The organism is Xanthobacter nonsaccharivorans, assembly GCF_043194755.2.
Taxonomy (GTDB): domain Bacteria; phylum Pseudomonadota; class Alphaproteobacteria; order Rhizobiales; family Xanthobacteraceae; genus Xanthobacter; species Xanthobacter autotrophicus_G.
The window spans coordinates 1468077-1483577 of the sequence record NZ_CM195526.1; the positions used below are offsets into that span (position 1 = coordinate 1468077).

A 15501-nucleotide genomic window follows, 5' to 3' on the forward strand; every position below is an offset into this window, starting at 1 on the left:
GCTCGTCACGTCCCGATCGTCGATTGCATCTGGTCCCGGCGCGCCCACAGCCGTGCCGCGTCGATGCGGCGGATGAGGTCGCGTCCCGTCTCGCCCGCGGCGCGCGGCGTGGCGGCGAGGGCGCGAAGCTCTTCCACCAGCTGCTCCACCGGCCGCGCCGGGCCGGTGGCCTTCGACGGTGCGCCCTCATGCACCAGAGCGACCCCGCAGTCCATGCCCACGAAGGCGAGGGTGGTGGGCGCGGGGTGCGCGCAGCCCTTGGTGCAGGCAGAAAGGTGCACGGACACCGTTCCATCCAGCAGCGGAGCAAGGACGGACGCCACCTGCGGTGCCAGCTCCCGCGCGGGGAAATGGGCGGAGGCGCAGGCCGGCGCACCGGGGCAGGCGGCGACGAAGGCGCGCGGATCCTTCGGCGCGACGATGCATCCGAGCTGTTCGGCGGCTGCGGCGAAGGCCTCCACGCCCGTTGCGTGCAGCCCGGTGGCGAGGAGGGTGCGCTCCGGCGCCGGGCGCAGGTCGCGGGCGCCCGCCGTCTCGGCCGCGGCGGCAAGGGCGGCGAAGAGCGCCGCCTCGCCAGCGCCGAAGGGCAGGCCGATGCCGAAGGCAAAGGTGGTGTCCGCGAGCGGGATCCGGCCGAGGGGAGGAGCGGGAGGCGTGTCGATCGCGTCCGTCGTGTCGCCGCATCCCGGCAGATCCGTGGAACGGGCGCGCCGGCCCAGCGCCGCAAGGCGCGTGAGGGCATGGACGGCGTGCTCCGCCGCCTCTGCTCCGGAGCCGAAGACCGCGGGACCGCCGCCGACTGCGACGGTCCAGACCGCATCGCCTTGTCCGCGCCGGGCTTTCAGCCGCACATCCGCTTTCCGCCCATCGAGGCTGATGGCGCCGCCGCCGTCGATGACGACGGAGACCTTCGGCCCGAAGCGCTCTTCCAGCCCCGAGATGCCGTCCCGGATGCGCCGCGCGAGGGGGCGGGCGTCGGCCATCTCCGTGGGGTCGAGCCCGGAGAGGGGCGAGAGGTCGATGGCGTGGCCGAGCCGCGGCGTGACACCGAGCGCGATGATGCGCTCGCGAAGCGGCTCCACCGTTTCCGCCCTCAGGCCGCGCACCTGAAGGCTGCCCCGGGCGGTCACCTCCATCATCCCGTTGCCCAGCACGCGCGCCGCCTGCGCGATGCCGGAGAGCTGGGCGAAGGTGAGCGCGCCATCGGCCGGGAAGAGGCGCAGCACCAGCCCGTCGCCGGTCTCCATGGGCGCGAGGAAGGCGGGGCAGGCGCCCCTGCGGCTGGGAGGAACGGGGCTCATTCGGCCGCCTCCTTCGGCGAGGTCGCCTCGGCCAGAAAGGTGTCGAGGTCGGCGTCGAGATCGTTGCGCCGCGCGTGCCAGAGACCGCGCCGGCGGGCGTCGGCGAGGCGGCGGGCGATGGCGCGGGCCGCATCCGGATTCTGGTCGAGCAAGAAGGCGCGCACGGAGGGATCGGCCAGATAGGCCGCGTGCAGCTTGTCGAACAGGGCGGAGGGCACTTCCCCGGTGGTCTCTGCGAAGGCGACGAGCCGGTCCACCGTCTCCGCGAATTCCCCCGCCCCGCGCGGGCCGTGGCGCATCTGGCCGCGGATGAAGGTGGCGGACGCCCGCCCGTGCACCAGCCGGGTCAGCGCCTCCGCCAGCGGTCGGGCCCGAGGACAGTCGGGGTTCGTGGTATCGAGCACGATGAGATGTGTCTTGTGGCCGAGGGCGGCGCCTGCCGCCGCGAAGCCGCCGATGAACGCGGCATCCTCGCTGCCGTCCAGCAGGTCGCGGGCGGCATCGTCCGCGCCGTGGATCAGGGCATCGGCCTCGGCGAGCCGCAGGGCGAACCGGCCGGGGGCCGGGTGGGCCGCCCCGTCCGTCCCGCCATAGGAATGGGAGGCGGCCTCCAGATAGGCGCGGCCGAGCTCAGCGCGATCCTCGAAGGCGCCACGCTGGAGTTGGGCCTCGATGCCCGCGCCATAGGCGCCGGGGGCGGAACCGAACAGGCGCGAGAGATCCTCGCCCCGGCGGCGGGCGGCGGCCAGCGGGTTCTCCGCATCCTCCTCGTCCCGTTCGGCGACGGCGCGCACGGCGGCGTCCAGGAGGGCGATCTGGGCGGGGAAGATGTCGCGGAACAGGCCCGAGATGCGGAACGTCACGTCGATGCGGGGGCGGCCGAGCACGGCCGGTGGCAGCACCTCGATGCCGGTGACGCGCCCCGTCGCCGCGTCCCACACCGGCCGGCAACCGAGGAAGGCGAGGCCCTGGGCGATTTCCTCCCCGCCCGTGCGCAGGGAGGCGCTGCCCCACAGGTCCAGCACCAGCGCGCGGGGCCAGTCGCCCTGCTCCTGAAGGAGAAGGCGCAAGGCTTCGTCGGCCGCCTTGCGGGCGAGGTCGCAGGCGGTGGGGGTGGGCAGCGTGCGCGGATCGGCGGTGAAGAGGTTGCGCCCGGTGGGCAGGACGTCACGCCGTCCCCGTGCCGGGGCGCCGGCCGGACCCGCCGGCACGAAGCGGCCATCAAGGGCGGTCAGCAGCGCGCGGGTCTCCGCCCCGGCGCAGGCGCGGCAGGCGGGGTCGGCCAGCGTCTCCGGGGCGTGGCCGAAGACGTGGAGGCCGTCCTTCACCGCGAGGTCCTTCAGGTCGCACAGCCAGGCGTCGATCCGGCGCAGGGCTTCGTCGGGATCGGTGCCGGAGGTGACGCCGGCGGTGGCGGCGAGCCCGGTCTCGGCCGCCGTCTCGACGATGAGGGCGGCAAGGCGCTCGCGGCGGCGCCGGTCGAGGCCGTCGGCCTGCGCATATTCGTCCACCAGCCGCTCCAGCTTCTGCTCGGCCTCGGAAAGGCCGGCCGCGGCCAGCGGCGGCGGCAGGTGGCCGATGGTGACGGCGGCAAGCCGCCGCTTCGCCTGTGCCGCCTCGCCGGGATTGGAGACGATGAAGGGATAGATCACCGGCAGTGCCCCCGTCACCACGCGGGGAAAGCAGGTGGAGGTGAGCGCCACCGCCTTGCCCGGCAGCCATTCCAGCGTGCCGTGGGCGCCGAGATGGACGAGGGCGTGGGCGTCGAGTTCCTCCCGCAGCCACAGTCCGAAGGCGAGCAGCCCATGGCGCGGCGGCAGGGTGGCGTCGTGATAATCCGCCCGCCGGTCCAGGGCGGCGCCGCGATCCGGCGCGAAGGCGAGGGTGAGGTTGCCGAAGGTGGCAAGGCGGACGTGAAAGGTGCCGTCCGCCACGTCCGCGTCCTTCTCCGGCGCGCCCCAGGCGGCGGTGATGGCGGCCCGCGCGGCCTCGGGGAGGCGCTCGAACAGCCGGCGATAGTCGGAGAGCGGCAGGGTCGGGCGGGGGGCGATGGCGGCCAGGAGCGCCTGCGCGTCGGCCGGGGCGACGCCGGCCGCATAGCCTTCCGCTGCGAGGGTGTGCAGCAGACGGCGGGCGCTCTCCGGCACGTCGAGGCCCACGGCATAGCCGGAGCGGCCCTCGGCGCCGGGATAGTCCGGCAGCAGGATCGCAAGGCGCCGTTCCGCCCGTGGCGTCCCGGCAAGGCGCACGAGGCCGGCGACGCGGTCCGCCACGTGGGCCACCTGGTCCGGCTCGGCGCGGTTGACCGCGGGGGCGAAGGCGAGATCGGCGTCGGTCGGTGCAAAATCCTTGAAGGACAACGCGCCAGCGAGCACCCGCCCGTCCAGCTCCGGCAGCACCACATGCATGGCGAGATCAGCCGCGGAGAGGCCGCGCGGGCTCTCCTGCCAGGCGGCGCGGGCCGTGGTGGCTGGCGCCGCCTGCAGCACGGGGGGGCCGCCGGCCGGGAACAGCTCCGCCGCCTCTCCTGCTGCGAAGGCGGTGGTGGTGACGACGGCGGCGGGAGACACGGCGTTGACCACCGCGCGCACGGCGGCGCGCGCTTCGCCAGCCTTCAGGCTGGGGACGAACAGCGCCAGCGGGGTGATGCCGCGCGCGTCCAGCGCCGCGCAAAGGGCGTCCACCGCCGCCGTGTCGGCCGCCAGCCACTGGGAACGATAGAAGAGGATGAGGGTGACGGGCCGGCCGTCGGCGCGCGCGGCCGCGCAGGCCGCATCGGTTTCCACCAGCCCGATGCCCGGACGGTAGAAGGCCACATCCGGCACCGGCCGCGGCGGCGGAACGGGTGTCCTGGGCCGGTGCCCCGCCGCCTGCGCCATCCGCTGCAGCACCGCGGCCATGTTGTCCGGCCCGCCGGCCCGGAAGCAGGCGAGCCATTCCGCGAGCTCCGCTTCCGACAGGGTCGAGAGGGCGGCGAGGCGCGGGTCATCCTGGTCCTCGCCCGGCAGCAAGGCGAGGACGATGCCGCGTGCCCGGGCCATGGCCGCAAGCTGCTCGGCGCCGTAGCGCCACCAGTCGAGACCGCCCAGCTGGCGCACCAGCACCACCTTCGCCCGCGACGCGACCTTCTCCACCCACAGGTCCACCGACATGGGATGCCGGAGGTCCTTCAGCCGGGCGAGGCGCAGGCTGGGCAGGTCCTCGCGCCCAGTGCGCCACGCGGCGGAAAGGGCGATGAGGTCGCTGTCGGTGAAGGAGAGCGCCACCATGTCGCCGGGCGGCTGGGCGAGATCGACCGGCTCGGCCAGATCCTCCAGCGTCGTCGATGTGGTGGCGAGGATGTGCATGGCAGGTCTGGTTCAGGTCCGCATGGGGAAAACACGCCAGATCAAATCATTAGATCCATTTCGCCGAAATGCGAAACGGCCCTAGCGTCTCACCCGAGGATGGCGTGTTCCACCGCCGCCCGGTCGAAGCCCTTGAGGCCGATCACCACCAGGGCGCCGCGCCGCTCCTCCCCCGTCCCCCACGGCCGGTCGAAATGGTGCGACACGCGCGGGCCCACGCCCTGCACGAGGAGGCGCATGGGCTTGCCGCTGACCGAAGCGAAGCCCTTCACGCGCAGCACGTCCGGAGTCTCGGCCGCCGCCACCACGCGCCGGGCGAGCGCCGCGGGATCGCTGATCTCGGGGAGCTCAAGGACGATGCTCTCGAACTCGTCGTGGTCGTGGTCTTCCTCGTCGTCGTGGTGGGTGCGGCGGCCGTCGATCTGGTCTTCTGCTCCAACGCCGAGGCCGAGCAGCACGGCGGGGTCCACCTTGCCGCCGGTGGCCCGCACCAGCTTGACCGCGCGGGGCAGGGCGCCGGCCACCGCCTTCTCGGCGATGGCGAAGCCCGCGGCGTCGAGAAGGTCGCTCTTGGAGAGGATCACAAGGTCGGCGCAGGCAATCTGGTCCTTGAACACCTCCTCTACCGGGTCGTCATGGTCGAGGCTGGCATCGTCCGCCCGCTGCGCGTCCAGCGCCGCGAGGTCGGGCGCCACGCGCCCTTCCGCCAGCGCCGGGCCGTCCACCACCGCCACCACCCCGTCCACCGTCACCCGGCCCTTGATGGCCGGCCACTGGAAGGCCTGCACCAGCGGCTTGGGCAGAGCGAGGCCCGAGGTCTCGATGAGGATGTGGTCCACCCGCGGCGAGCGGGCGAGAATCTGGTCCAGCGCCGGCACGAAATCGTCCGCCACCGTGCAGCACAGGCAGCCGTTGGCGAGCTCGACGATGGTGTCCTCGGTGCAGCTCTCGATGCCGCAGCCCTTCAGGATCTCGCCGTCGATCCCCACGTCGCCGAATTCGTTGACGATCACCGCCAGGCGCCTGCCGCCGGCATTCTCCAGCATGTGACGGATGAGGGTCGTCTTCCCCGCGCCGAGGAAGCCGGTGACGATGGTGCAGGGCACGCGGGCGAGCGAGGTCATCAGGGCTCCTCAAAGGTGAAGGGGGGAATGCGCGCGACCATGCCGCGCTTGAGCGCCTCGGGCCGGCCGCGCCAGGGCATGAGGCCGTCGGCGGAGCCGGCGAGCAGGCGCGCGCCTTCGATCAGGTCCGGGGCGGCCTCGGTGCCAAGGTCGCCGAACAGATAGGTCCAGCCGTCGCGACGGACCAGGGCGGCGGAGAGCGCACGCTTGCAATTCGCGAGGCATGCGACGCCCTTCACCGCCATGTCTCCGGTGGCCGCAGCGCGAGTCGCCTCGACGAGGGCCGCGCCGGCGCGCGGGGCATCGGCCGGCGCATCCGGTGTCCGGCAGGTGGTGCAGACGAAGAGGGTGATGCCGGGCGTCGCGCAGGGGGCGGGCGCGCAGCCGCCGTCGGAGGAGGCCGATGCCGTCCCCTCGGTCGTAGAGATGTCCGGATGCTCGCCGCGCTCCACCCGATCGGTCCCATGGGTGCGCATGCCGCCCGCAGGCGCGGGCTTTCAAGGGACGCAGAACCGGAGCACCCCGCCCGGCGCGGACCTTGTCGAAGGCAGGTCTCCTGGCTCGCGGTTCCGCGTCCCTGCCGCCTTCCCGGATTGCTCCAGTGGCGTCTGGCAGGGACTCACCGCCGACAGTTGCGGGGGCAGCCGCGGCATTGGAGGGCAAGCCTCCGTACCGCATTCCCTTTTACGCCCGTGCCGAACACGGGACCTTCGACGCCGCCACTAAAGGCAGCGGCGGGGACGGTTGTCAAATGGCGCGAAGGGATGGGGAGGCCTCGGCGCGGCAGATGTCACGGAATTGATAGTTTGCTCAATGCATTAGGGGTGCTTCACCGGTCAGATGGAAGCGCCTGGCGCTTCCATCTGACCGGATGGCTCTAGCCCCGCTGGCCCGCCACATAGGCCCGCCAGCCGCCGAGCGCGGTGATCTCCTGCGCCTGCGCCACCGCATGGGCCTCGCACAGGAAGCCCGGCACCTCGCTGCCGTCGTCCAGCTTCAGCTTGCCGATGCCCAGGGGCGCGGGGATGCGGGCGACGAAGTGGCCGAAGGCGGCGGGGGGCAGCGCCCACACCTCCACCTCCAGCCCCGGGCCGGCGAAGCCCGGCTGGCGCACCACGCCCGGCTTCTGGGGGGTGGTGTCGGGCAGCACGAACAGGCGATAGTCCGGCGCCGTCCGGCAGCGCTTCACGAGCACGCCGCCAGCTTCCGTCAGCTCGGGGTTGAGCGGCATGCCGGAGAGGTGCGCCCCGACCACGGCGATGGGCACGACTTCCCCGCGCGGGGGCTGCGCGGAACGATGGCCGCTGAGCGGTCGATCGGACGTCATGGGCTCTTCTCCGTCACAGGGCTTCGAGCACGGCGACCACGTCGCCGGACCGCACGGTGCGGCCGGGAATGGCGCGGATCTCACGGACCCGTCCCCCGGTATGGGCGATGATGGAGATCTCCATCTTCATGCTCTCGATGATGGCGATGGTGTCACCCGCGGAGACCACCGTCTCTTCCTCCACCAGTACTTTCCAGACATTGCCGGGCACGTTGGCGGCAACGCCGATGCAGCCGTCCGGCACGTCCCCTTCGCTGAAGGCGCCGGCGCCGTCGTCCACCACGAAGCTGTCCAGCCCCTCCGCCTTCCAGCGGGTGCGCTCGGCCTCGAAGGCGGCCTGCTGGCGGGCCTTGCCGATGGCGATCTCCGCGGCCTTGGCAGCAAGGTTCGCCGCATAGTCCGCATAGGAGAAGCAGCTGTCCTCGATGCGCACGGGATAGGCCCCGTGGGGGAAGGCGGCGCGTGCCTCCATCAGCTCCTGGTGGGACACCTCGAAGAAGCGGATCTCATCGAAGAAACGCAGCAGCCACGGGGTTCCGGGGGTGAAAGCGGGGGTGCTCCGCCAAGTGTTCCACATCTGGATGGTGCGGCCGAACAGCTGGTAGCCGCCCGGTCCCTCCATGCCGTAGATGCACATGTAGGCGCCGCCGATGCCCACGGCATTCTCCGGCGTCCAGGTGCGGGCCGGATTGTACTTGGTGGTGACGAGCCGGTGGCGGGGATCGAGGGGGGTGGCGACCGGGGCGCCCAGGTAGACGTCCCCCAGGCCCAGCACCTGGTAGCTCGCCCCGAAGATGATGTCCCTGACCGCCTGCTCGTCCTCCAACCCATTGATGCGGCGGATGAACTCGATGTTGGACGGGCACCACGGCGCGTTCGGGCGCACCAGCTCCTGGTACTTGCGCATGGCGAGTTCCGCCTGCGGGTCGTTCCAGGAGAGGGGCAGGTGGACGATGCGGCTGGGCACCACCACGTCCTCGGCACGGGGCAAGCCCTTCTCGATTTCTGCAAGTGCGTCGAGCAGCTTGCGGCGGGGCATCTGCGTGCCGTCATAGTGGATCTGGAGCGAGCGGATGCCGGGGGTGAGGTCGATGAGGCCCGGAATCTTCGCCGCCTTCACCGCCTCCGACATCAGGTGCGCGCGAAGCCGGAGCGCGACATCGAGGTGCATTTCGCCGAATTCGACGAGCAGATTGTCGTCACCTTGACGCCGGTACACCACCCGCACCGGACCGTCGTCGTGGCGGGCCAGGATGGGGGAGCCGGTCTCCTCCGGCGCGCCGATGACAGTCGGGCCGGCGACCTCGTCCTCCGGTCGGGGGAGAGGGGTGAAGCGCACCTGATCGCCGGGCTTCAGCTGGCCCATCTTCCACTGCTCGTCCCGGGCGATCACCGCCGGGCAGACGAAGCCGCCGAGGGAGGGGCCGTCCGGGCCGAGGATGATGGGCATGTCGCCGGTGAAGTCGATGGCGCCGATGGCATAGGCGTTGTCATGGAGGTTGGAGGGGTGGAGCCCCGCCTCCCCGCCGTCGGTCCGCGCCCAGCGGGGCGTCGGGCCGACCAGCCGCACGCCGGTGCGGGCGCTGTTGAAGTGGACTTCGTAGGTCGCCGAGAAGAGGTCCTCGATATCGATGTCCTGGAAGAAGTCCGGCGCGCCGTGGGGGCCGTAGACGACGCCGATGGTCCAGTCCCGCGTCAGCGGCACGGGGGCGATCCTCACCGTGGCCGGGAGGGCCCGGCGCGCGGCCTTCGGGGCGAGGTGGAGGGCATCGCCCGCCTTCAGCGTGCCCGTGGCATGGCCGCCGAACAGGCCGAGGGCGAAGGTGGCTCGGGAGCCGAGCACGACAGGTGCCTGGAAGGCCCCTGACACCGCCAGATAGGCCCGTTGCCCCGGCCCCTCGATGGCGCCGATGGCGAGCACCTGCCCCGCTTTCACGGGAAAGGCGGCATCGTGCACCACCGGCACGCCGTCGAGCTTCGCCGGCATGTGGGCGCCGGACAGCGCCACCACCGCATCGTCATGGAAGCGCAGCGTCGGGCCGTTGACGGTTATTTCCAGCGCGCAGGCGGTCTCGGCATTGCCCACCAGCGCGTTGGCACGGCGGAAGGAATGAGCGTCCATGGGGCCGGACGGCGGCACGCCCACGTGCCACAGGTTCAGCCGTCCCGGCAGTTCCTGAAGGCTCGACTGGGCGCCGGGGATGATCACCTCCACGCTCTCGGGCCGGAAGGCGAAGTCCTTCAGCGCCGTGGTCGCCACCTTGGCCGACGCGAGAAGATCCGAGGCAGCGATGGCGCGCAGATACGCGAGGTTGGTCTCGATGCCGCAGATGGAGGTTTCCGCGAGCGCCTTGTTGAGCGCGGCGATGGCGCCGGGCCGGTCGTCCGCCTTCACGATCACCTTGGCGAGCATGGGATCGTAAAAAGGCGTCACCTCGGTGCCGGTCTCGATCCAGCCGTCGATGCGCGCCCATTCGGGGAACTTCACCTCGGTCAGCAGGCCCGCGCTCGGCTGGAAATTGGCGTGGGGGATCTCCGCATAGACGCGCACCTCCATGGCCGCGCCTTTGGGCGCGAGCGGGCCGGCGGCGGCGATGGGATCCTCGCCCGCGGCCTGCCGGATCATCCATTCCACGAGGTCGATGCCGAACACCGCCTCGGTCACCGGATGCTCCACCTGCAGGCGGGTGTTCACTTCGAGGAAGTAGAACTCCTGCCGCGCCGGGTCGTAGATGAACTCCACCGTTCCGGCGCTCTCGTATTTCACGCTCTCGCCCAGCTGAACGGCCGCCGCATGCAGGCGCGTGCGCACGTCGTCGGAGAGAAGGGGGGCGGGGGTCTCCTCCACCACCTTCTGGTTCCGGCGCTGGAGCGAGCAGTCGCGCTCGCCGAGCGCCACCACCTTGCCCTTGCCGTCGCCGAAGATCTGCACCTCCACATGCCGCGCCTCGGCGACGAAGCGCTCCAGATACACCCGCGCGTCGCCGAAGGAGGCGCGGGCCGTGCGCTGGACGCGCTCGAACACGTCGCGCAATTCCGCCGGCGAATGGCACAGCTGCATGCCGATGCCGCCGCCGCCCGCCGTGGACTTCAGCATCACCGGATAGGTGATGGCCTGCGCCGCCTCAAGCGCTTCCTCGGCGTTGTCGAGGAGGTCGGTGCCCGGCAGCAGAGGCACGCCGGAGGCCTTCGCCAGCTCCCGCGCCGTATGCTTCAGGCCGAAGGCCTCCAGGTGCTCCGGCTTCGGCCCGATGAAGGCGATCCCTTCTTCCGCGAGGCGCCGCGCGAAGCGCACGTTCTCCGACAGGAAGCCGTAGCCGGGATGCACGGCCTGCGCCCCCTTTGCCTTGCAGGCGGCGATGACGGCCTCGACGTTCAGATAGCTCTCGGCGGCCGGGGCCGGGCCGAGGCGCACGGCCTCGTCCGCCTCCAGCACGCCGCGGGTGAAGCGGTCGGCATCCGAATGGACGGCGACGGACGCGATGCCCATGGCGCGCGCGGTGCGGATGACGCGCCGCGCGATCTCGCCGCGATTGGCGATGAGGATCTTGGAGAACACCGCTCAGTCCTCCGCGCCGAACACGAGGACCTGGATGGGCGTCGGGTTGAAGCCGTTGCAGGGATTGTTGATCTGCGGGCAGTTGGAGATGACGAGCAGCACGTCCATCTCCGCCTTCAGCTCCACATAGTCGCCGGGCTTCGAGATGCCGTCGACGATGGCGAGCTCGCCGGTCTCCTCCACCGGCACGTTCATGAAGAAGTTGATGTTGGGGACGATGTCCCGCTTCGACATGCCGTGCTTGGTCACCGCCATCACGAAATTCTCGCGGCAGGCGTGCAGATACTTCACCTGGTGGCCGAAGCGCACCGTGTTGGCCTCGCAGGAGCAGGCCCCCGCCGAGGTGTCGTGACGGCCGCAGGTGTCGGCGGTCACGGTGAGCATCACATTGCCTTCGGACGAGATCAGCTTCGTGCCGGTGGAGACATAGGCCGAGCCCTGCGCGCGCAGCGTATCCTGCGAGGAATAGCGCTCGGAGACATCGTCGGCGCGGTAGAAGAGGGTGTCCACCGCCTGCTGGCCTTCGAGGTCCACGATGCGCACGCTCTCGCCCTTCTTCACCAGGCAGGTGAAGGGCGCGTTCGCCGGCACGAAGTAATCGTGAAGCGCGGAAGCGGCATCCCGCACGGGGGTCGCGAAGAACTGGGTCATAATCGTCTCCCCTCAGCGCGCGGTGTTCTCGAAGCCGCGGACGGCCTCGATGGTGGCGGTGCGGCACAGATCGTCCGCGGCCGGCGCGGGCGCCTTGAAGCGGATGGCCTCCACCGGGGGCGGGGCGTAGTCCGGGGTGGGGTCCATGGGGTGCGGGCAGTTGGAGAGGGCGACGATGAGGTCCATCTCCGCGCGCAGGTCCACGAAATCGCCCTGCTGGCGTTGGCCGTCGATCCAGTGGAAGCGCCCGTCCTCGTCCGTGCGCACCGGCGCGAAGAAGGTGAGGGCCGGGGGAATGTCGCGCTTGTCGAGGCCGAGCTTGCCGGCGGTGAGGATGAAGTTGTCGCGGGTGTTGCGCAGCACCTTCTCGCCATAGCGTGCACGGTTCGAGGCGGCGGTGGAGCCGCCCACCAGCGCGTCATGCATGCCGGTCGTGTCCTCGATGAGGGAGAACATCACCCGGCCCATGTCGGAGAACAGCACGCGGCCCTTGCCCAGCGCCGAGGTCCATTGCACCTTCACCGTGTCGGCATAGTTCAGGCGCTCGGACTTGTCCCCCGCCGCCCAGGCGATCATGGAGACTGCAGCCGGCCCCTGCGCGAGATGGATGCGCAGCGCTTCGCCGGCCTTGAGCGGCGTGGACCAGTACCAGCCGCCGGGGATGGTCTCGGCGCGGATCACGGCGCCCTCGGGAATGGGCGCGGAGCCGCGCGGCGTCGGGCCGGGCAGGGCCTTGGGCGCATGCGTCTGGCCGGCGGCCTTCAGTTCCTCGTACCGGCGCCTGTTCTCCTCGATGAAGAGGCGTGTTTCCTCGCTGACGGTCATGGCTGTCTCCTCAAGCCGTCTGAAACGCCGGGTCGTCCCGGCCGGTGCCCGAGGAAGTGGCCGGGTCGTCCCGGCCGGGGCTGGTGGATTTCAGCTTCATCTGTCCGGCGATTTTCTTTGGCCAGACCTCGATGTCTTTTGCGACGGTTGCGCCGTAGCGGGCTTTTTCTTCCGGGCGGTTGCGGCGGCGCTCGAAGGCGATGATGCGGGTGGCGAGGGTGAACGCCTCCTTCAGGTCGTGGGTCACCATCACCACGCTCATCTCGCAGGTGTTCCACAGCTTCAGCATGAGCTGGTGGATGTCGGCGCGGATGCCGGGATCGAGCGCGCCGAAGGGCTCGTCCAGCAGCAGGATCTTCGGCTTGCGCATGATCGCCTGCGCCAGCGCGAGGCGCTGCTGCATGCCGCCGGACAGCGCCGCCGGATATTTGTCCTCGGCGCCCTTCAGGCCGACTTCCTCGACGAGGGCGCGGGCCTCCTCCTGCGCCGCGCGGCGACGGGCGCCGAACAGGCGGCCGGTGAGCGGGGCCTCCGCCATCTCGGCGGCGAGCAGCACGTTGCCGAGCACGGTGAGGTGGGGGAAGACGGAATAGCGCTGGAAGACCACGCCCCGGTCCGCCCCCGGCTCACGGGCGATGGGCCTGCCGTCGATCAGCACCTCGCCGCGTGTTGCCGTTTCCTCGGAGAGGAGGATGCGCAGGAAGGTGGTCTTGCCGCAGCCGGAGGGGCCGACGAGGGCGACGAAGGAGCGTGGCGCGAACGAGAGGGAGATGTCCTCCAGCACGATCTGGTCGCCATATTCCTTCCAGAGGTGGGTGACGGCGATGGCGGTCATTTCGCGCCTCCGAACCAGGGGAAGAGGACGCGGCGCGCATGCGCCAGCGCGAGGTCCATGGCCACGGCGATCAGCGTGATCCAGGCCACGTAGGGCAGGATCACGTCCATGGCCAGATAGCGCCGCACCAGGAAGATGCGGTAGCCGAGGCCACTGTCGGAGGCGATCGCCTCCGCCGCGATGAGGAACAGGAAGGCCGGGCCGAGGGACAGGCGCAGGGCGTCCATGAGGCGCGGCAGGATCTGCGGCAGCACCACGCGCAGCATCATCTGCCAGGTGGAGGCGCCGAGCGTCTGCGCCTTGATCATCTGCTCGCGCGGCAGCTCCTCCACCCGCATGGCGAGGTCGCGGACGAGATAGGGCGTGATGCCGATGGTGATGAGGGCGATCTTGGATTCCTCCCCCAGCCCCATGACGATGAAGAGGATGGGCAGGAGCGCCAGCGGCGGCACCATGGAGACCATGGCGACGAACGGCGCGAGCAGGGCCCGCACGAGGGGCAGCATGCCGATGAGCACGCCCACCGTCAGGGCGATGGCGGTGGACAGGCCGAGGGCGGCGAGGAGCCGCTCCAGGCTGGCCAGCGTGTCCGACCACAACAAATAATCGCCGGTGCGCGGGTCGGCGGTGAAGGCCATCTTCACGATGGCGGCGCCGAGGCTGGAGAGGCTCGGCAGGAGCTTGTCGTCGGGGTTCGCGGCGAGGCGCTCGGCGGATCCGAGGAGATAGGCGAGGACGACCAGGGCAAACGGCAGGATGGCGAGGAACAGCGCCGTTCCCCGATCCGGCCTGACATTGATGAGGCGCATCCGCGCTGCTCCCGAAGATGATGAAGGCGGGGCGGACCCGATCCGGCCGCCCGGCCCTGGAATGGGCCCTCCGGTCAGTCCGGAGCCCGGTGCGAGAGCTCGCCGAAGGCGGCTCCTGCCAGCAGCGCCGGCGGGACAGGGCCTGCTCCGCAGGGCTTTCCCCTCGCGTCCCGGATCAGCGCTCAGGCCTGTCCGGGACGCGAGGGAGGCGCTAGCCGCTCAGAGCTTCCCGTCGGCGACCATGGCCATCCAGGTGTCGGTGAAGCGCAGCTTCACGTTCTTGGCGTCGCCCAGAACCTTGCCGCCCGGCAGCTCGATGCCCACCGCGTCCGCCGACTTGGCGTTGGAGCCGAGGAGGTTCTTCTCGAACAGGAAGGTGCGCACCCGGTCCATGGTGGTGCCCACGTCCGGCGAGCGCACGAAGGCCACCGCGTCGGGGGCCTTGGCGAACAGCCTGGTGGCGGCGAGCTGGCTGTCGAACCCGGCGAGATCGGTGCCCGAGGCCTTGCCCATGGCGGCGCGGGCGGCCTTGCCGGCGTCCGTGTCGGCGGTGAAGAGCGCGGTCGTCTCGTACCAGATGCCCACCAGCGCCTTGGCGAAGTCCGGATTGTCCTTGAGGGTGTCGGTGTTGGCCACCATCAGGTCCATGATCTCGCCGGGGATCTTGGACGAGTCGAACACGCTGTGCGCGGTCTTGTCGGTAAGGATCTCGGAGACCAGCGGGTTCCAGGTGACGACGGAGGTCACGTCCTTGGTCTTGTAGGCGGCGACCATGTCGGCGTCGGAGGTGTTCACCACCTTCACGTCGCGCTCCTTCAGCTTGATGCTCTCAAGCGCGCGGGCCAGCAAATAGTGGGAGACGGAGAACTCGACCAGGTTCACCTTCTGGCCCTTGATGGCCGAGAGCTCCTTCTTGCCCTTCAGGATCACGGCGTCGTTGCCGTTGGAGAAGTCGCCGACGATGACGGCGGTGGTGTCCACGCCGCCGGCGGCGGGCACGGAGAGGGCATCCATGTTGGTGACGGTCAGCGCGTCGAAGGCGCCGGCCGTGTACTGGTTGATGCTCTCCACATAGTCGTTGAACTGCACCACATCGATCTTGATGCCGTATTTGTCCGCCCATTTCTTCACGATGCCGGTGTCGCTGGCGTAGCCCCACGGCATCCAGCCCACATAGATGGACCACGCCACCTTGAATTCCTTCTTCGGCGCCGCAAGCGCCGGCTGCGCCGCGAGCGCAAGCCCCGCCACGGCGGCAGCGCCGAGCGTGTGGGCAAAGAACGACTTGAGGCGCTGGGCTTTGAACGAGAACAGAGTGCGCATGTAATTCCCCTTCGTTAAGACGATTGGGAATTGGCGAGACCTAGTGCCGCCAATTCCTTGGCCACTGAGGTCTCCCGGGCTTTTATCCCGCCGTGCACCCGACCCGGATGTCTCCCGGGACGGTGGCAGCTCTCGGACCAGCCACACCCTGAAGGATGCCGGAACCCTAGCCACCAACTCGAAATGACTTGAAGCAACCAGCGTGCCAGAGGCTGAGCCTCATGATTTCAATGGCCTGAGAAATTGTCCCCCGGCGCGGCTGCGCTTCGGTTGGGCAAATTGAGCCTAATAATTAGGCGTAACAGGCATTTTGTGCGCGCATTGCATACAAGGTGAGGCCTCGCCACGTCGCGCGCGCCGCGCCATTCTGCATGCAGGTGGGACCGGCCGGGGAGGGAGC

At 70.4% G+C, this 15501-nt stretch carries 10 protein-coding genes, 1 pseudogene and 2 riboswitches; all 11 genes and pseudogenes read right to left on the reverse strand.

Going from position 1 to position 15501, the window contains the following annotated elements; genetic code table 11:
- Nucleotides 1-5: 5 nt before the first annotated feature.
- Entirely contained in the window at nt 6-1301 is a 1296-nt protein-coding gene (gene cobG / locus V5F59_RS06750) for a precorrin-3B synthase (RefSeq protein WP_393982388.1), read from the reverse strand.
- Complete coding sequence (gene cobN / locus V5F59_RS06755; RefSeq protein WP_393982389.1) at nt 1298-4648, reverse strand: cobaltochelatase subunit CobN; 3351 nt, start codon at nt 4646-4648, stop codon at nt 1298-1300. The genes cobG and cobN overlap by 4 nt, the downstream gene beginning before the upstream one ends.
- A gap of 89 nt (nt 4649-4737) precedes the next feature.
- Nucleotides 4738-5772 (reverse strand): cobalamin biosynthesis protein CobW, encoded by a 1035-nt coding sequence (gene cobW / locus V5F59_RS06760; protein ID WP_393982390.1) that lies wholly within the window; start codon nt 5770-5772, stop codon nt 4738-4740.
- The gene (locus V5F59_RS06765; protein ID WP_393982391.1) at nt 5772-6248 is read right to left on the reverse strand and encodes a DUF1636 family protein; all 477 of its coding nucleotides are present in this window, start codon (nt 6246-6248) and stop codon (nt 5772-5774) included. The genes cobW and V5F59_RS06765 overlap by 1 nt, the downstream gene beginning before the upstream one ends.
- Nucleotides 6249-6301: 53 nt before the next feature.
- Nucleotides 6302-6499: riboswitch (cobalamin riboswitch) on the reverse strand.
- Nucleotides 6500-6649: 150 nt separating this feature from the next.
- A pseudogene (locus V5F59_RS06770) lies at nt 6650-7069 on the reverse strand (allophanate hydrolase-related protein); the annotation flags it as partial.
- 43 nt (nt 7070-7112) lie between these two features.
- Nucleotides 7113-10658, reverse strand: coding sequence for an urea carboxylase (gene uca, locus V5F59_RS06775; RefSeq protein ID WP_393982392.1), 3546 nt, complete (start codon nt 10656-10658; stop codon nt 7113-7115).
- Between the two features lie 3 nt (nt 10659-10661).
- Entirely contained in the window at nt 10662-11309 is a 648-nt protein-coding gene (locus tag V5F59_RS06780) for an urea amidolyase associated protein UAAP2 (RefSeq protein ID WP_393982393.1), read from the reverse strand.
- A gap of 12 nt (nt 11310-11321) precedes the next feature.
- Nucleotides 11322-12134 (reverse strand): urea amidolyase associated protein UAAP1, encoded by an 813-nt coding sequence (locus tag V5F59_RS06785; RefSeq protein ID WP_393982394.1) that lies wholly within the window; start codon nt 12132-12134, stop codon nt 11322-11324.
- Nucleotides 12135-12144: 10 nt separating this feature from the next.
- Complete coding sequence (locus V5F59_RS06790) at nt 12145-12969, reverse strand: ABC transporter ATP-binding protein (RefSeq protein WP_393982395.1); 825 nt, start codon at nt 12967-12969, stop codon at nt 12145-12147.
- Nucleotides 12966-13778, reverse strand: coding sequence for an ABC transporter permease (locus tag V5F59_RS06795; protein ID WP_393982396.1), 813 nt, complete (start codon nt 13776-13778; stop codon nt 12966-12968). Before V5F59_RS06795 ends, V5F59_RS06790 begins: the two co-directional genes overlap by 4 nt.
- 219 nt (nt 13779-13997) lie before the next feature.
- Nucleotides 13998-15101, reverse strand: coding sequence for a putative urea ABC transporter substrate-binding protein (locus tag V5F59_RS06800; RefSeq protein WP_509211195.1), 1104 nt, complete (start codon nt 15099-15101; stop codon nt 13998-14000).
- A gap of 69 nt (nt 15102-15170) precedes the next feature.
- Nucleotides 15171-15282, reverse strand: a riboswitch (guanidine-I (ykkC/yxkD leader).
- Nucleotides 15283-15501: the final 219 nt, after the last annotated feature.